The sequence below is a fragment of the Halopseudomonas formosensis genome (assembly GCF_900115905.1).
Taxonomy (GTDB): Bacteria; Pseudomonadota; Gammaproteobacteria; order Pseudomonadales; family Pseudomonadaceae; genus Halopseudomonas; species Halopseudomonas formosensis.
Genome location: NZ_FOYD01000003.1, coordinates 13,673 through 30,226 on the forward strand (window position 1 = coordinate 13,673; position 16,554 = coordinate 30,226).

General features: G+C 63.1%; 15 protein-coding genes and 1 pseudogene. 4 read left to right on the forward strand and 12 right to left on the reverse strand.

Translation table 11 applies throughout. The features are described from left to right. Positions 1–20: 20 nt before the first annotated feature. Entirely contained in the window at positions 21–1,547 is a 1,527-nt protein-coding gene (norR, locus tag BM046_RS05370) for a nitric oxide reductase transcriptional regulator NorR (protein ID WP_090537774.1), read from the reverse strand. Between the two features lie 209 nt (positions 1,548–1,756). Here norR and BM046_RS05375 point away from each other — a divergent pair. Next, positions 1,757–2,206: pseudogene (locus tag BM046_RS05375) on the forward strand (hemerythrin domain-containing protein); the annotation flags it as partial. A 2-nt stretch (positions 2,207–2,208) separates the two neighbouring features. Here BM046_RS05375 and BM046_RS05380 read toward each other — a convergent pair. Beyond that, a complete protein-coding gene (locus tag BM046_RS05380) occupies positions 2,209–2,643 on the reverse strand; it encodes a hypothetical protein (protein WP_090537777.1) in 435 nt (144 codons plus the stop codon). Positions 2,644–2,732: 89 nt separating this feature from the next. On the opposite strand from BM046_RS05380, the gene BM046_RS05385 reads away from it, so the two are divergent. Beyond that, positions 2,733–3,908 carry an NnrS family protein gene (locus BM046_RS05385; RefSeq protein WP_090537779.1) on the forward strand — a complete coding sequence of 392 codons (1,176 nt, stop codon included), beginning with the start codon at positions 2,733–2,735 and terminating at the stop codon, positions 3,906–3,908. 99 nt (positions 3,909–4,007) lie between these two features. Here the strand turns inward: BM046_RS05385 and BM046_RS05390 are convergent, their stop codons facing one another. Together BM046_RS05390 and hemN are read right to left on the reverse strand one after the other, a co-directional pair. Further along, complete coding sequence (locus tag BM046_RS05390) at positions 4,008–4,994, reverse strand: diaminopimelate dehydrogenase (protein WP_090537781.1); 987 nt, start codon at positions 4,992–4,994, stop codon at positions 4,008–4,010. Positions 4,995–5,066: 72 nt separating this feature from the next. After that, the gene (gene hemN / locus BM046_RS05395; RefSeq protein ID WP_090537783.1) at positions 5,067–6,449 is read right to left on the reverse strand and encodes an oxygen-independent coproporphyrinogen III oxidase; all 1,383 of its coding nucleotides are present in this window, start codon (positions 6,447–6,449) and stop codon (positions 5,067–5,069) included. Positions 6,450–6,646: 197 nt separating this feature from the next. On the opposite strand from hemN, the gene BM046_RS05400 reads away from it, so the two are divergent. Both BM046_RS05400 and BM046_RS05405 read left to right on the forward strand, forming a co-directional pair. Then, positions 6,647–7,390, forward strand: coding sequence for a Crp/Fnr family transcriptional regulator (locus BM046_RS05400; RefSeq protein WP_090537785.1), 744 nt, complete (start codon positions 6,647–6,649; stop codon positions 7,388–7,390). Between the two features lie 10 nt (positions 7,391–7,400). Continuing rightward, a complete protein-coding gene (locus BM046_RS05405; RefSeq protein WP_090537788.1) occupies positions 7,401–7,754 on the forward strand; it encodes a YbaN family protein in 354 nt (117 codons plus the stop codon). Positions 7,755–7,835: 81 nt separating this feature from the next. On the opposite strand, the gene pyrF is transcribed toward BM046_RS05405, so the two are convergent. The 8 genes from pyrF to hisC form a co-directional block, all read right to left on the reverse strand. Further along, positions 7,836–8,531, reverse strand: coding sequence for an orotidine-5'-phosphate decarboxylase (gene pyrF, locus BM046_RS05410; protein ID WP_090537790.1), 696 nt, complete (start codon positions 8,529–8,531; stop codon positions 7,836–7,838). A 14-nt stretch (positions 8,532–8,545) separates the two neighbouring features. Further along, positions 8,546–9,748, reverse strand: a complete 1,203-nt coding sequence (lapB, locus tag BM046_RS05415; protein WP_090537792.1) for a lipopolysaccharide assembly protein LapB — start codon at positions 9,746–9,748, stop codon at positions 8,546–8,548. Between the two features lie 5 nt (positions 9,749–9,753). Further along, entirely contained in the window at positions 9,754–10,053 is a 300-nt protein-coding gene (locus BM046_RS05420) for a lipopolysaccharide assembly protein LapA domain-containing protein (RefSeq protein WP_090537794.1), read from the reverse strand. 69 nt (positions 10,054–10,122) lie between these two features. Beyond that, on the reverse strand, positions 10,123–10,419 hold the full coding sequence (ihfB, locus tag BM046_RS05425) for an integration host factor subunit beta (RefSeq protein WP_090538410.1): 297 nt from the start codon (positions 10,417–10,419) through the stop codon (positions 10,123–10,125). A gap of 184 nt (positions 10,420–10,603) precedes the next feature. Beyond that, positions 10,604–12,286, reverse strand: coding sequence for a 30S ribosomal protein S1 (gene rpsA, locus BM046_RS05430; protein WP_090537796.1), 1,683 nt, complete (start codon positions 12,284–12,286; stop codon positions 10,604–10,606). A gap of 155 nt (positions 12,287–12,441) precedes the next feature. Further along, complete coding sequence (gene cmk, locus BM046_RS05435) at positions 12,442–13,134, reverse strand: (d)CMP kinase (protein WP_090537798.1); 693 nt, start codon at positions 13,132–13,134, stop codon at positions 12,442–12,444. Further along, positions 13,131–15,380 (reverse strand): bifunctional prephenate dehydrogenase/3-phosphoshikimate 1-carboxyvinyltransferase, encoded by a 2,250-nt coding sequence (locus BM046_RS05440; protein ID WP_235818576.1) that lies wholly within the window; start codon positions 15,378–15,380, stop codon positions 13,131–13,133. Before BM046_RS05440 ends, cmk begins: the two co-directional genes overlap by 4 nt. Next, positions 15,377–16,486, reverse strand: a complete 1,110-nt coding sequence (gene hisC / locus BM046_RS05445) for a histidinol-phosphate transaminase (protein ID WP_090537800.1) — start codon at positions 16,484–16,486, stop codon at positions 15,377–15,379. The genes BM046_RS05440 and hisC overlap by 4 nt, the downstream gene beginning before the upstream one ends. Positions 16,487–16,554: the final 68 nt, after the last annotated feature.

Consider the following 16,554-nt stretch of genomic DNA (forward strand, 5'->3'; position numbering starts at 1 on the left):
GGCCACCGGCAGATCCCGTCCTAGCTCTTCAGACCCAGGCGCCGCGCCAGCTTGTGAAGGTTGCTGGCATCCAGTTCAAGCAGGCGGGCGGCAGCACTCCAGTTGTCGTCGCAGGCGGCGAGCGCCCGGCGGATCTGCTCGCGCTGGCAGGCCTCGACACTCAGACGCAGTGGTTGCAACTCGGCCGGATCCAGCTCGGTCTGCGCAGATTGCGCGGTCAGCGCACCCGAGCCGATGGGAATATCCAGCAGTGCCGCATCCAGCGTCAGCATGGCCTGGCGCGAGCCGTTACGGCCCAGCGCCTTGATCGCCGCCCGGCTGATGACATGCTCCAGTTCACGCACGTTACCCGGCCAGTCGTAGCCCAGCAGCGCCTGCTCGGCATCAGGGGACAGGCGCAGGCTGCGCACCCCAAGGCGGGCGCGGTTGAGTTCGAGAAAGTGCCCCGCCAGCAGCAGCACATCATTGTCCCGCTCGCGCAGCGGTGGCACCGGCACCGGGTATACCGACAGGCGATGGTACAGGTCAGCACGGAAGTCGCCCTTGGCCACCGAGTCAGCCAGGTTGCGGTTGGTCGCGGCCACAATGCGCACATCCACCCGCAGCGGCTGGTCGGCCCCCAGGCGCTGGATCTCGCCGTTCTGCAGGGTACGCAGCAGCTTGGCCTGCACATGCAGGGGCAACTCTCCCACCTCGTCGAGGAACAGGGTGCCTCCATTGGCCGCATCGAAACGCCCGGCCCGGTCGCTGTTGGCGCCGGAGAAGGCCCCCTTCACATGGCCGAACAGCTCGCTCTCGGCCAGCGACTCAGGCAGGGCGGCACAATTGACCTGCACCAGGGGCTTGCCCGCCCGGGGCGAATGGGCATGCAACCAGTGGGCGAACAATTCCTTGCCCACGCCGGTCTCGCCGGTGATCAGTACCGTGAGGTCCGAATCGGCCACTATCGACAGCTCGTCCAGCAGACGGGTGATCGCCTGACTGTTGCCGACAATGCCATGCTGCTTGATTCCCGGCAGAGCCCGCTGCTCGTCGGCACGCACCATGCGCAGGGCCCGGTTCTCCTGCTCCAGCCGGGTTACCCGCAGCAGCCCCTCGATCAGCGGCAGCAGGCGCTGCAGCTTCTGCCGGGCACCCTCGTCAAAGGTCCCCTCCTCCAGCGCATCCAGGGTCAGCACGCCCCACAGCTCACCTTCCACATGCAGACTCACCCCCATGCAGTCGTGTACCGGCAGCGGTTCGCCGGGGCTGTCATCAAGCAGGCCATCGTAGGGATCGGGAAGGGTGCTGTCGGCTTCGAACCGGGTGATTTCCCGCCGGGAGATCAGCGCTGCCAGGCGTGGATGCCTGGCGAGGTCGAAACGACGACCCAGGGCATCCTGGACCAGCCCCACGGCCGCCACCGGGCGCAGGGCGTCGTTGTCATGCTGCAGCAGCACTACCGCACCACACATGAAGGTCTCGCGCAGCACCTGCACCAGACGCTGCAGGCGGATGGCGGCGGGCAGTTCGGTCACCAGATCGGGGAGGAGAAAGTCTTCAATCATGGTCAATCAAACCCTTTAATGGTTCATCGAACCATACGCCTGCCGGGTAGGAAAAACCATATATTTATAAAACACCCTATATATCAGTCAGATACAGCTGGCATGCGACTTGCTCTGATGAATATATCAGCGGAATCAACCATTCGGAGAGCCCCATGCCCCACGCCCATCCTCCCCGCCTCGATACCCTGCGCCTCGATACCGGCAGCTGGGTAAATACTCCCACCGACCAGCTTATCGACCACATCCTCCACGAGTTCCATGAGCGCCACCGCCAGCAGCTCCCCGAGCTGATACGTCTGGCACGGCGGGTGGAACAGGTGCACGGCGGCCACCCGGAGTGCCCCAACGGTCTGGCCGACCACCTGTGTGATATCCATCAGGCGCTGGAGAGCCATATGCAGAAGGAGGAACAGATACTCTTTCCGATGCTGCTGCGTGGCGAGAGTCTGATGGCGCGCGGCCCCATCAGCGTGATGCGTTTTGAACACCAGCAGCACGATGAGGGCCTGGCCAGGCTGCGGGGGCTGACCAACAACAACCAGCCACCGGAGTATGCGTGCGGCACCTGGCGAACCCTGTACCGCGAACTGGAGATTTTCTGTCAGGAACTGGACCAGCACATCCAACTGGAGAACGAGGTACTGTTCAACCGCTGACCTCAGAGCACGAACATGCTCTTGGCACAGACCACCAGCAGCACCGCATGGACCAGCAGGCTGACGTTCAGCCAGTGCATGCCGCGTTCACCGATATGCCGACCGCGGCGCAGGAAGATCAGCGCCACATAGTGACCTATGATCAGGAAGGCCAGCAGTATCTTCAGGGACAGCAGGATGGTGAAGGTGCTGGACAACGGATTGGCCAGCAGCGTGCGATAGGGCCAGGCCAGGGTAAGACCGGCGCCGTAGAGCACCAGCGCAACGAAGTGGATGACGTGACGCGCCTGCTGGCCCAGCACCGGACCGATCGCCTCCCGTACTGCCGGGGCCAGGCGGCGCGAAGCGGGAGCAAGAATGAGCACCTGGAAGAACAGCGTGCCGATGAAGGCGATGGCCGCCAGCAGGTGCAGTGTTTTGATCGTCAGATAGGTCATGTTTTTCCCGTCGCCGTTGGCCTGGGTGCCATCGGTCGCGGAGTACCGGTGACACCGGGAAAAGCATAACAAGCAATCAGGAGATTTTCATGCAGGAACCTCGCAGCACACTCCCCGCCCTGTTCGCCCTGGGCTTTCGTCCGCTATTTCTGGCCGGGGCGCTGTTTGCGGTGCTGGCCGTGCCACTGTGGATTGCCGCCTTTCTCGGCCATATCGAGTTCACACCCGCCGGTGGCAGCCTCGGCTGGCACCGGCATGAGATGGTGTTCGGCTTCGGCATGGCGATTGTTGCCGGCTTTCTGCTGACCGCCATCCAGGCCTGGACCGGGGTGCCGACCATCAGCGGCCTGCCGGTACTGCTGCTGACCGCGCTGTGGCTGGCGGGCCGGCTGGTCTGGCTGCTGAATGCTCCGCTGTGGTTGCTGGTGCCGGTGGACCTGCTGTTTCTGCCACTGGTGGCGCTGGTCATCGGCCGGCTGCTGTTCAAGGTCCGGCAGACTCGCAACTACCCGGTGCTGGTGATGCTGGTGCTGCTGACCCTGTGCAACCTGCTGGCATTGCTGGGTCTGGCGCAGGATGACTTCGCCCTGCAGCGGCATGGCAGCGTCGCCGCGCTCTGGCTGATCGCCGGATTGATGGGCCTGATCGGTGGTCGGGTGATCCCCTTCTTCACCCAGCGCGGGCTGGATCTGCGCGAGCAGACCGCCGCCCTGCCCCGCCTGGACAACCTGCTGATGGCCGGCAGCGTGTTTGTCGCGCTGTTGATGCTGACCGGCGTGGGCCTGCGGCCCTCACCCTGGCAGGCGCCGATCTACCTGCTGCTGGGTCTGGGGCACCTGCTGCGGCTGCTGCGCTGGCACCACCCGCGCATCTGGACAGTGCCACTGCTGTGGTCACTGCACCTGTCCTATGCCTGGCTGGCGCTGGCACTGATTGCCATGGCCCTGTGGCACGGAGGCTGGCTGCTGGGCTTCAGTCAGGCCACCCACCTGCTGGCCATCGGCGGCATGGGCGGCATGATCCTGACGATGATCTCACGGGTCAGCCTCGGCCACACCGGCCGCCCCCTGCAACCGGCGGCGGCAATGAGCCTGGCCTTCATCCTGATCAACCTGGCGGTGCCGCTGCGGGTCTGGCTGACAATCCCCATGCCGCTGACCGGCTACTGGCTGGCAGCGCTGTGCTGGGCAAGCGCCTTCGCCCTGTTTGTCTGGCACTACACACCGATCCTGCTGGCGCCGCGGCCGGATGGCCGGCCCGGTTGAGTCAGCTGTAGAAGCGACTGAAGACCTCCACCGGTTCCCGGGGCATGCACAGGGCACTCCCGGGCCGGTCAATCGAGACGAGTCAGAGGCTGATGCGGATCAGAGCAGCTCCTTGCGCAACTGCTCGGGCGACTTTGGCGACAACAATGCCGGCGCTACATCCAGCACCGTCTGCGCCCCCACCACACCCTGCTGATTCAGGCGCCAGGTGGCGCGGGCGTAGGCCACCAGCACCGCAGCAGTGAATTCCGGGTTGCTGCCCAGCTTCAGGGTATATTCCATCACCTGGGTGGTCCCGGCAGCGGAAGTGCCGCTGCGGATCACCACGCCACCATGGGGCATGGCGGCATGATCACGGCGCAGCTCTTCTTCCGTGATGAAGGTGACTGTGGTGTCGTAGTCGGCAAAGTAGTGCGGCATGCTGACGATCGCCTGCTCCACCTCGGCGGCATCCGCTCCGTCAGCCAGCACCACGTAGCATTCACGCTTGTGCTTTTCCCGTGTACTGAGCTCGGGCAGCTCGCCGTTGCGCACCCGTTCGATCGCCTCTTCGGCGGGAATGGTGTATTGCACCCCGGCCTTGACCCCGGGCACTCGGCGCACCGCATCGGAGTGGCCCTGACTCAGCCCCTTGCCCCAGAAGGTGTAGGTTGCCCCGACCGGGAGGATGGCTTCGCCGTACAGGCGATTGAGGGAGAACAGGCCCGGATCCCAGCCGACCGACAGCATCGCGGTCTTGCCTGCCGGGCGGGCGGCCTGATCCAGCGCCGCATGGTATTCGGGGATGGTGGCATGGGTATCGAAGCTGTCGACGGTGTTGAACAGCGCCGCCAGCGCCGGGCCCTGCTCGGGCAGGTCGTTCTTCGAGCCACCGCAGAGGATCAGCACATCGATCTGCTGCTGGAACCGCTCGATATCGTCCAGGGGATGAACCGGTACGCTCGCATCCAGCAACTGGATGCTGGCCGGATCACGCCGGGTGAAGACGCCGACCAGTTGCATATCAGGACTCTGGGCAATGGCCATCTCCACGCCACGTCCAAGATTGCCGTAGCCGGCGATACCAATTCTGATTTTCGATTGCATGGGAAGCCTGTCGTGTCAGTGAGCCATAAAGCCGGGCATTATACAGATTCGCGGCAGCAGGCTCGCGGACACTCAGAGGGTGTGGGCGTAGCGGTTACCATTGCCGACCTGCTGGTAGGCATCGAACACCATGCAGATTCGTGCGATCAGGGGCTTGCCCGCCGGCAGCACCTGGATACCGCGCTCCCCAAGCTGCAGCAGCCCGTCGTCATGCATCTGCTGCAACTGGGCCCGGCAATCGGCGAAGTAGGCGAAGAACTCGATATTGAAGCGTTTTTCGATGTCACTGAATCGCAGGGCGAAACGGCACATCAACTGCTGGATGACGGCACTGCGCAAGCGGTCGTCAGCGGTACAGCGCAGACCCGTGCGCAGCGGCAGCCGGTCCCGTGCCAGACTCTGCTGATACTCCAGCACATCGCCGGTGTTGCGGCAGCGCAGGTCCCCCACCTGACTGATGGCCGCCATGCCGAACCCCAGCAGATCCGTTTGCTCTCCCGGGACATAGCCCTGTAGCCCCCTGCTCATCAGGCCGGTTTCCCGGGCCAGACTGAGATCGTCATCCGGCAGAGCGAACTGGCCCATGCCGATATAACGGTAGCCGGCCTGAAGCAGCTGGCACTGACTCCGGGCGTAGATCGCCAGCCGCTCATCACGACTGGGCAGGCGGCTCTCGTCGATATGACGCTGGGAGGCATGCAGCTGGGGCAGGTGCACATAGTTGTGCAATGTCAGCCGATCCGGCTTCATCTCCAGCACCCGTTCCAGGGTATGGGCAAAGGAGTCCCGCGTCTGACCGGGCAAGCCGTACATCAGGTCCATGCTGACCGAGCGGTAGGCCAGCGCGCGCGCCGCATCCATCACCGCTTGGGTCTGTTCCAGGCTCTGCAGGCGGTTCACCGCGCGCTGCACCTCCGGGTCCAGGTCCTGGACACCCAGGCTCACCCGGTTGAATCCCAGCTCGCGCAACAGACCCAGCGTCGACCAGTCGGCCTCCCGCGGGTCGACCTCGACGCTGTAGTCGGCGTTATCATCCTCGTGCAGATGGAAATGCCCGCGTACCCGAGCCATCAACTCGGTCAGATCGGCATGGCCGAGGAAGGTCGGGGTGCCGCCCCCCAGGTGCAGTCGCTGCACCGGCTGATCACCTTCCAGATGCCGGGCGACCAGCTCCATCTCGCGGTAAAGCGCAGTCAGATAGGGTTGTGCACGACTGCGGTCCTTGGTGATAACCCGGGGACACCAGCAGTAATGACAGGCGTTGGCGCAGAACGGGATATGGATGTACAGGGACAATGGTCGATCCAGATGACCGCTTTCCCGCAGCGCGGCGAACAGGTCATTTGGGAGGATGCCGTCACTGTATTGGGCAACCGGCGGGTAGGCAGTGTAAAGCGGTCCGGCCTTGTCGTAGCGGCGGATCAGACCCGCGTCCCAACTGATTGGATCGGACATGGAAAGCGTGCTCCGGTACATGTCTTGCTGATGGTCCGCAGACTACGCCCTTCAGCTGTGTGCCACTTTGACGCATATCAAGGGATGCCCGGATAGTGCTCCGGTCAGCGCCGAGCGCCGCAGAAGCCTTATAATGTGTTCAGGATGCGGCAGAACACGGGGCGTCCCGCCCCCAACTCACCGAAGGAAGAGCAGCCATGGTCTCAACACAGGAACAACGCCAACTGATTCTGAATCATCCGCTGTTTTCCCATTTCGATGAGAAGGCACAGGAGGAACTGCTGGCCGATGCCCAGGTACGGGAGTACCCGCCACAGGGCCTGATCCAGCGCCAGGGCGATCCGGCCGAGCGCTTCTATCTGGTGCAAAGTGGCAAGGTCAAGCTCTACCGCATTTCCGCTGACGGCAAGGAAAAGGTCGTCGAGATCATTACCGCAGGCAACACCTTCGCCGAAGCCATCATGTTCATGCAGCGTTCGGTGTTTCCGGTATGTGCCGAGGCCCTGGAGCCGGTTCGCCTCATAGGCTTTTCCAACAAGCTGATGCTGCGCCATCTGGAGCAGAACCCCCACACCTGCCTGCACCTGCTGGGCCACATGAGCGTGCGCCTGCACCAGCGCCTGGACGAGCTGGAGAACCTGACCCTGCAGAATGCCACCCAGCGCCTGGCGCTCTACCTGGTAGGACAGGTTCGCGATCGCGGGACCGACAGCGCCGAGATCGAACTGTTACTGCCCAAGAGCCTGATTGCCGCGCGCCTGTCGATCAAGCCGGAAACCTTCTCCCGGGCCATCGCCAATCTGCGTGAGCGGGGGCTGATTGACAGTCGGGCGCGGATCATTCGGATTCCCAGCATCCAACGGCTGCTGGACGAGTTCGCCGAGGGCCAGACACCTGCCCCGGAACACCGCGCCGGCATCATTGCCAGCGACAACACCTGAGAGCAACCCGATGAAATGGCACTGGCGCAGCATTGCCTCCCTTGCCCTGGGGCTGGGCGCCCTTGGCGTGGTGCTGCCCGGTCTGCCCACCACCCCCTTCCTGCTACTGGCGGCCTGGGCGGGCGCGCGGGGCTGGCCGCAGATGGAGCAACGCCTGCTGCGTCATCCGAAATACGGTCCGGTGATCATCGACTGGCGCGAGCGCCGGGCGGTACCACGCAAAGCAAAATGGATGGCCAGTGCGCTGATGCTCAGCAGTCTGGTATCGATCTGGCTGCTGCCCGCCCCCATGCTGCTGCGCTGGTTCCTGACGCTGTTTCTGCCCTGCGTGGCGCTATGGCTGTGGAGCCGCCCGAACTCCTGAATCCGGACAGCACCTGCATGGAAAGCCGCCCGACGCCGGCGAGAGTTCGCGGCGGCGCGTCCAGGGTGACGACCCTTCGGGTCAGAGACTCTGCAGAATGGCGTCCAGCGCCTGGGCCGGATCGGCGGCGGAGGTGATCGGCCGGCCGATCACCAGATAGGTACTGCCGTTCTCTATGGCCTGCGCCGGGGTGACGATGCGTTTCTGGTCGTCGGCACTGGCATCGGCCGGGCGAATGCCCGGGGTGACCAGTTGCAGGTCGTCGCCCAGGGTATTGCGCAGCGCCTTGGCCTCCCGCGCCGAGCAGACCACACCATCCAGACCGCACTCCTGGGTCAGGCGTGCCAGACGCTGAACCTGCACCATGGGCTCGATATCGATGCCCACTTCCTGCAGATCCTCCTGCTCGAGACTGGTCAGGACGGTAACGGCCGTCAGCAGGGGCCGCTGGCCGGTGCGCTTGTCCAGCACCTCCCGACAGGCTTCCATCATGCGCCGGCCGCCACTGGCATGGACGTTGACCATCCACACACCCAGCTCAGCAGCCGAGCGCACCGCCCCGGCCGTGGTGTTGGGGATATCGTGAAACTTGAGATCCAGAAAGACTTCAAATCCCTTGTTCTGCAGCGCCTCCACTACCTGCGGGCCGGCGGCGGTGAACAGCTCCTTGCCGACCTTGACCCGGCAGTGGGTCGGATTCAACCTATCGGCCATGGCCACTGCGGTGGCCGCGTCAGGGAAATCCAGGGCAACAATGATCGGAGTTTGGCAGGGCATTTCGTATTCCTGTATCAGATAAATCGCTGTGTGCCGGCCTTCGCCAGCTCACGTCCCTTCAGTGGGCGTATGGTTGACCAGCCATGACAGGTCGGACACTGCCAGTGCAGCTGGCGGCCCGAAAAACCGCAGGCCTGGCACTGATACTTGTGCTGATCCACCAGCAGAGCCTCGACGATCCCACGAAGAATCATCAGATTGGCATAGCCTCTGGGCTCCACACTGCCCTTGTGCAAATCAATCAGATAGAGCAGTCCGCTCAGGGAGGGCTGTTGTTGCAGATGGGCCAGCACATGATTGCTCGCCGCACTGATACCATTTCGCCTGTTCAGCTCGTCCGCCTTGGCCAGTACCGTGGCCATCATCGGCGGCTGGCTATTGTCCAGTACCTGATCAAGATATGCCAGCACATCGATCGCCCCGCGCTCGGCCAGCCGATGCAGTAGCGGCAGCGCCTCGGGCACGAAATCCGAGTCATGGGTGGCCAACCGCTGGAGCCATCTGCGCACCTCGGCATCGCGCCCCTGCGCCGCGTCGAGATCGGCCAGCATCAGCATGGCCCGCACACTCTGCCGATGGACCGCCAGAGCATCCAGCAGTTCGTGCCGTGCCTGTACCACCTCCCCGCGTCGGATGGACTCACGTGCCAGTTCACAGTAGTAGTGTGCCAGCGTGACCGCGAACTCCTCGCGCTCGCGCAGCAGACGTCGCCCGGTTTCAACGGCCTTCTGCCAGTCCCGCTCCCGCTCGTGGATACGAACCAGATCAGCCAGCGCCTCCGCCCGCAGAGTCGAGCTGTTTTCCACCAGCTCGTTGAGCAGCCGCTCGGCCCGGTGATGCAGGCCTACTGCCAGATAATCCCTGGCCAGTTCGAACTGCACCCGGTCGGCCTGCAGCGCGGTCAGATTAGGCCGCGCCAGCAGGTTCTGGTGTACCTTGATCGCACGCTCCACATCACCCCGCTGGCAGAACAGCTTGCCGATGGCAATATGGGTCTCGACCGTTTCCGGGTTGACCTCAAGTGCCCGGATGAAGGTTTCTATCGCCTCATCCGGCTGCTCGTTGAGCAGGTAGTTGAGACCGATGAAATACTGCTTGTCGATGGCGCTGCCGTGGGGTGCCAGCATGACGCCGACCCGGATTGCCTCGCGGCGCCCAAGGAACCAGCCGATGGCCAGGGCCACTACAAACAAACCGAGGAACAGCAGTTCCTGCATGTCGGTCAGCCTTTGACGGCCTGGGTGCGCAGCTTGTCGATTTCCTTGCGGTAGCGGTTCAGCTCATTGCTCTGCACCATCAGGCGCAGGCGCAGGCGGGTAGTCATGAGCCAGCCGATGAAGATGCCGAGCAGACTGCCGAGAATGAAGGCAATCACCATGAAGAGGGAAATGGGGAGCTGGGGAGAGGAGAATTCGAGGAACTGCAACGCAATGCTCTGCTGGTTCTCCAGCATGAAATCAATGGTCGACAGTGCCACCAGTAACAGAACGATGATAAGCACCGCGCGCTTGAGCCATTGCATGCAACACCACCCTCATCCATTAAGCATGCCGGAAAGTATAGCGCAGCACCGTGTTTTATTATACCGGGCTCAGGCTGTTTCCAATGACTCGTTAACCCGATCACGGAGTTCCTTGCCCGGCTTGAAGTGCGGTACATACTTGCCTTCAAGGGCAACCGACTCCCCCGTCTTGGGGTTACGGCCGACCCGGGGAGCGCGGTAATGAAGTGAGAAACTGCCGAACCCGCGGATTTCTATACGCTCTCCGGCCGCCAGCGTCGCCGACATGTGTTCCAGCATGGTCTTGATTGCCAGCTCTACATCCTTGGCCGTCAACTGCCCCTGTTGTTGCTCGACTATGCGCTCGATCAACTCAGACTTGGTCATCATTTTCCCTTTTTATTCAAGCGAGTAGGATCCACTTCAAAGGTTGTACCACGCTTGTGCTTAAAGGTTCAAGGCTGAAGATCCGAACACCTTCACGAAGTCAAGCCTCAGGTGCCGTTTTTTTATGCGGGCACAAAAAAGGGCGACCGAAGTCGCCCTTTCTTGCATGGAGTCACTCAGGCAATCAGTTGCCCTTGTTTTCCATCTGCTGCTTGATCAGATCACCAATGGTGGTCGGACCGGCGGCCAGCATTTCCTGCTTGCGCAGATCCTGCATGGCTTCCTTCTCGTCCTCGACGTCCTTGGCCTTGATCGACAGGCTGATGACGCGGGTCTTGCGGTCAACACCGATGATCTTGGCTTCGACTTCGTCGCCGACGTTCAGCACGTTGCGCGCATCTTCAACGCGGTCACGGCTGATTTCGGAGGCCTTCAGGGTACCTTCGATGTCGTCACCCAGGGTAACTACCGCACCCTTGGCGTCAACCTCCTTGACGGTACCGGTAACGATGCTGCCTTTCTCGTTCAGGGCAACGAAGTTGGAGAACGGATCGTCTTCCAGCTGCTTGATACCCAGGGAGATGCGCTCACGCTCCGGATCAACGGACAGGATGACGGTTTCCAGCTCGTCGCCCTTCTTGAAGCGGCGTACGGCTTCTTCGCCAGTCTCGTTCCAGGAGATGTCGGACAGGTGAACCAGACCGTCGATGCCGCCGTCCAGACCGATGAAGATACCGAAGTCGGTGATGGACTTGATGGAACCGGAGATCTTGTCGCCCTTGTTGAACTTGCTGGAGAACTCTTCCCAGGGGTTCATCTTGCACTGCTTGATACCCAGGGAGATGCGACGACGGTCTTCGTCGATGTCCAGAACCATGACTTCCACTTCGTCGCCAACCTGAACGACCTTGGAAGGATGGATGTTCTTGTTGGTCCAGTCCATTTCGGAAACGTGAACCAGGCCTTCGACACCCTCTTCCAGCTCGGCGAAGCAGCCGTAGTCGGTGAGGTTGGTGACCTTGGCCATGACGCGGGTACCTTCCGGATAACGACCGGTGATGGCGACCCACGGATCTTCGCCCAGCTGCTTCAGACCCAGGGAAACGCGGTTGCGCTCGCGGTCGAACTTCAGCACCTTGACGTCGATCTCGTCGCCAACGTTGACGATCTCGGACGGATGCTTGATGCGCTTCCAGGCCATGTCGGTGATGTGCAGCAGGCCGTCTACGCCGCCCAGGTCAACGAACGCACCGTAGTCGGTGAGGTTCTTGACGATACCCTTGACAACCTGGCCTTCCTGCAGGGTTTCCAGCAGGGCTTCGCGCTCGGCGCTGTTCTCGGCTTCGAGTACGGCACGGCGGGAAACGACAACGTTGTTGCGCTTCTGGTCCAGCTTGATGACCTTGAATTCCAGTTCCTTGCCTTCCAGGTGCGCGGTATCGCGAACCGGACGGACATCGACCAGAGAACCCGGCAGGAACGCACGGATGGTGTTGACGTCGACGGTAAAGCCACCTTTGACCTTGCCGTTGATGACACCCTTGACGATTTCTTCTGCGGCGAAAGCTGCTTCGAGGACTTTCCAGGATTCGGCGCGCTTGGCCTTCTCGCGGGACAGTTTGGTCTCACCGAAGCCGTCTTCAACGGCGTCCAGTGCAACGTGTACCTCATCACCCACGCTGATGGTCAGTTCGCCCTGTTCGTTCAGGAACTGCTCGCGCGGAATGACACCCTCGGATTTCAGGCCGGCGTGAACGGTGACCCAGTCGGAGTCGATGTCCACAACGATACCGGTGATGATGGAGCCCGGCTCCATATCAAGGGTTTTCAGGCTTTCTTCAAAAAGTTCGGCAAAGCTTTCGCTCATTTGGATTCCTGTAGATATGTAAAAGGCCGCTACCGCCGAGCCGCCAACTTCGCGCGCCCTGCAGCCACGTACCCGCCACGCCACCAGCTTGCGTGGGTTGATTAAAGTAATGCCCCTGACGGTGATGCTGGTTGCCCGACAAAGGACTCGCCTGATCAGCCCAGAAGGTTACGTTTGCGCGCTTCCGCCTGCACTGTCTCAAGTACGTTTTCGATGCTCATGTGCGACGAATCGATCAGAACCGCATCCTCAGCCGGCCGCAGTGGCGCTATGCTGCGATTCATGTCCCGCTCGTCCCGCGCATTGATCTCATCGAGAAGACCCGCAAGACTAGCAGTTTCGCCCTTTTCCAGCAACTGCCTGTAGCGCCGTTCGGCGCGAATCTCGGGGCTTGCGGTCAGAAAGATCTTCAACTGCGCATCGGGAAAAACCACTGTCCCCATATCCCGGCCGTCGGCCACCAGTCCGGGCGCCTCGCGGAAGGCCTGCTGGCGAGCCAGCAGCGCCTGACGTACCGCCGGCAGGGCTGCCACACGGGAGGCGCCGGCACCGACGGTTTCGGTCCGTATGGTGCGGCTGACATCGTCGCCCTCAAGCATGATGCGCTGCTCGCCACCCTCGGCATCGGCGATGAACTGCACGTCCAGGTTGGCCGCCAGTTCTACCAGCGCCAGCTCGTCGGCCAGGTCGGTGCCGCGCTTCTGCGCGGCAAAGGCCAGCAGCCGGTACAGGGCGCCGGAGTCCAGCAGGTGCCAGCCCAGACGAGCTGCCAGCATGCCGGACAAGGTACCCTTGCCCGAGCCTCCGGGCCCGTCAACAGTGATCACGGGGGTGGAGTGGTCACTCACGCGCTGGCCTCCTGACGAAGATTCATACCGACCGAACGGGCCAGGTCGATAAAGCCGGGGAAGGAGGTACCCACATGCACGCAGTCGGTGATGCGGATATCCGCGGTGGCGCGCAGGGAGGCCACGGCGAAGGACATGGCGATGCGGTGGTCCATGTGGCTGTCCACCGTGGCGCCGCCCATGACGCCGCCCTCAATGATGATCCCGTCCGGGGTCGGCTCTGCCTTGATCCCCAGCTGCTGCAAACCGTCAGCCATGACCTGGATACGATCGGATTCCTTGACCCGAAGCTCCTCGGCGCCGCGCAGCACGGTGCGCCCTTCGGCGCAGGCGGCAGCGATGAACAGCACCGGGAATTCGTCGATCGCCAGCGGTACCTGATCCTCGGGAATCTCGATACCCTTGAGCGGCGCGTAGCGCACGCGGATGTCGGCCACCGGCTCGCCTCCCACTTCGCGCTCGTTGCTCAGGGCGATATCGGCACCCATTGCTCGCAGGATATTGATCACTCCGACCCGGGTGGGGTTGATGCCGACGTGCTCCAGGGTCAGATCCGAGCCTTCGGCAATGCTCGCCGCGACCATGAAGAAGGCTGCGGAGGAGATATCCGCCGGGACGTCGATCCTGCAGGCAGTCAGCTTGTGACCAGGCTCGACGGTCACCCTGCTGCCCTCGACCTTGACCGGATAACCGAAGCCCCGGAGCATGCGCTCGGTGTGATCCCGGGTCGGTGCCGGCTCGGTCACCGAGGTAGCCCCCTCGGCGTACAGACCCGCCAGCAGCAGGCAGGATTTGACCTGGGCACTGGCCATCGGCATCTGGTAATCCATGCCCTTGAGCCGGCTTTCGCCGCCCTTGATCACCAGCGGCGGACGGCCACCCTCGGCGGTATCGATACTGGCGCCCATCTGCCGCAGCGGATCGGCCACACGCCCCATGGGGCGCTTGCTCAGGGAGGCATCACCGGTCAGTTCACTGGTGAACTTCTGCCCGGCCAGCAGGCCGGCCAGCAGCCGCATGGAGGTGCCGGAATTACCCAGATAGATGGACCCCGGAGGAGCCTGCAGACCGTGCAGACCCACGCCATTGATGGTCACCCGGCCACGGTGCGGCCCCTCGATGACCACGCCCATGTCGCGGAAGGCCTGCAGGGTCGCCAGGCTGTCCTCACCCTCGAGGAAGCCCTCGACCTCGGTCACCCCTTCGGCCAGGGAGCCCAGCATGATCGAGCGATGGGAGATGGACTTGTCGCCCGGTACGCGGATACGTCCCTGAACGGTGCCGCCGGGGCTGGCGATGAAATTGATTGATTGAGTCTGCATGGGTTCCATATATGCCCTGCGGGCCAGAATCTTGCTGAAATGCTCACGTGCGGACCGGGCCCGGGTAAACACCCCCAAAAGAGTGTTGGCATCCCCCTCCTCGACCGCCGCACGCAAGCGGCTTAAATCACGGGTGAAGGTGTCAAGACTGCGCAGCACCGCATCGCGGTTGGCCAGAAACACATCACGCCACATGACCGGATCGCTGGCAGCGATCCGGGTAAAATCTCGAAAGCCGCCGGCAGCATAGCGGAATATCTCCAGGTTCTCGCTGCGCGAGGCCAGGGTATCGACCAGCGAGAAGGCCAGCAGATGCGGCAGATGACTGGTCGCCGCCAGCACCTCGTCATGGTCTGCCAGCGGCATGTCCTCGACATCGGCGTCCAGCAACTGCCAGGCCCGGCGCACCACAGCCAGGGCGGCCTGGTCGGTATCCTCCAACGGTGTCAGTATGACCTTGTGCCGGCGGAACAGCCCGGCATCCGCGGCTTCCACGCCGCTGCGCTCGGAGCCGGCTATCGGATGACCGGGCACGAAGCGGGGCGGCACGCGACCATAGGCCTGACGGACCGCCTCGACCACTGCGGTCTTGGTGCTGCCGGTGTCGGTGATCACCGCCGACCCCAGGTCCAGGGCGGCAAGCTGACGCAGTACCGACTCCATGGCCAGCACCGGCACCGCCAGCAGGATCAGATCAGCGCCCCGCACCGCATCGGCAATGTCCGCGGCCATGCGATCCACCACACCCAGGGATACCGCCAGCTGCTGGGTCTGCGGATCGGGATCGCAGCCGACCACCTCTCGGCAGCAACCGGACTCGCGCAGCCCCTTGGCAAAGGAGCCGCCGATGAGGCCGAGCCCGATGACCGCCAGACGGCCTATTGTCGGCTGGGCCGAGGACGATCCGATGATCGACTGGCTCACTGGGCGAGCACCCCGGCCAGCGCTTCGAGGAATCGCTGGTTTTCCTCGCGCAGCCCGATGGAGACGCGCAGGTGATTGGGCATTTCGTAGCCGGCGACCGGGCGTACGATGACACCGGCGCGCAGCAGTCCCTGGTAGACGGGGCCGGCATCGCGCCCCAGGTCCACGGCAATGAAGTTGCCGCGCGAGGGAATCCACTGCAGTCCGAGCTCGTTCAGCCCCTGCTCCAGCTGGCGCATGCCATCGCGATTGAGCTGGCGGCTTTCCGCCAGATAGCTCTCGTCTGCCAGGGCGGCGACCGCTGCGGCCAGGGCCAGGCTGTTGACGTTGAACGGCTGACGCACCCGGTTCAGCACATCTGCCACCTGCGGATGGCTGATGCAGTAACCGACCCGCAGGGCTGCCAGACCATAGGCCTTGGACAGGGTGCGGCAGACGATCAGATTGGGATAACGCTCGATGTAATCGAAGCCGTTCAGCGCCTCGCCGGGCTCGACGTATTCGGTATAGGCTTCATCCAGCACCACCAGCACATGCTCCGGCACGCTGGCCATGAACGCCTCGAACTCCGCCCGCTCGAACCAGGTGCCGGTCGGGTTGTTGGGGTTGGCGATGAACACCAGCCGGGTCGCCGGGGTGATGGCCGCAGCCATGGCCGGCAGGTCATGGCCCCAGTTGCGCGCCGGCACCTGGACCGCAGTAGCGCCCACCGCCTGGGTCACTATCGGGTAGACGGCGAAGGCGTGCTGACTGAACACCACCTCAACACCGGGCATGGCAAAGGCGCGACCTATCAGCTCGAGCACATCATTGGAGCCGTTGCCCAGGGTGATACGCGACAGCTCGAAGCCGAAGCGCTCGGACAGCGCCTGCTTGAGGGTAAAACCGTTGCCATCGGGATAACGGGTCAGCTCCGGCAGGGCCCGCTGCACCGCCTGAAGGACCGAGGGAGCCGGCCCCAGGGGGTTCTCGTTACTGGCCAGCTTGACGATGCTTGCCGGGTCCAGACCGAACTCCCGGGCCAGCTCTTCCACCGGCTTGCCGGGCACATAGGGCGACAGCTTCTGCACGCCCGGCAGCGCCAAACTCAGAAAATCACAACTCATGTCCAAGCCTCAAGCTTCAGGCGGCAGGCCCCAAGCATCGCCTTTCGCCGGACGCTTGCGGCCTGCTG

Bases quoted from the DNA above. Each gene is read 5' to 3' on its own strand.
- norR (WP_090537774.1), bottom strand. From the start codon at position 1,547: ATGATTGAAGACTTTCTCCTCCCCGATCTGGTGACCGAACTGCCCGCC.
- BM046_RS05390 (WP_090537781.1), bottom strand. From the start codon at position 4,994: ATGCAATCGAAAATCAGAATTGGTATCGCCGGCTACGGCAATCTTGGA.
- rpsA (WP_090537796.1), bottom strand. From the start codon at position 12,286: ATGAGCGAAAGCTTTGCCGAACTTTTTGAAGAAAGCCTGAAAACCCTT.
- hisC (WP_090537800.1), bottom strand. From the start codon at position 16,486: ATGAGTTGTGATTTTCTGAGTTTGGCGCTGCCGGGCGTGCAGAAGCTG.
- BM046_RS05385 (WP_090537779.1), top strand. From the start codon at position 2,733: ATGCAGGAACCTCGCAGCACACTCCCCGCCCTGTTCGCCCTGGGCTTT.
- hemN (WP_090537783.1), bottom strand. From the start codon at position 6,449: ATGTCCGATCCAATCAGTTGGGACGCGGGTCTGATCCGCCGCTACGAC.
- lapB (WP_090537792.1), bottom strand. From the start codon at position 9,748: ATGCAGGAACTGCTGTTCCTCGGTTTGTTTGTAGTGGCCCTGGCCATC.
- ihfB (WP_090538410.1), bottom strand. From the start codon at position 10,419: ATGACCAAGTCTGAGTTGATCGAGCGCATAGTCGAGCAACAACAGGGG.
- pyrF (WP_090537790.1), bottom strand. From the start codon at position 8,531: ATGCCCTGCCAAACTCCGATCATTGTTGCCCTGGATTTCCCTGACGCG.
- BM046_RS05400 (WP_090537785.1), top strand. From the start codon at position 6,647: ATGGTCTCAACACAGGAACAACGCCAACTGATTCTGAATCATCCGCTG.
- BM046_RS05420 (WP_090537794.1), bottom strand. From the start codon at position 10,053: ATGCAATGGCTCAAGCGCGCGGTGCTTATCATCGTTCTGTTACTGGTG.
- BM046_RS05405 (WP_090537788.1), top strand. From the start codon at position 7,401: ATGAAATGGCACTGGCGCAGCATTGCCTCCCTTGCCCTGGGGCTGGGC.
- BM046_RS05380 (WP_090537777.1), bottom strand. From the start codon at position 2,643: ATGACCTATCTGACGATCAAAACACTGCACCTGCTGGCGGCCATCGCC.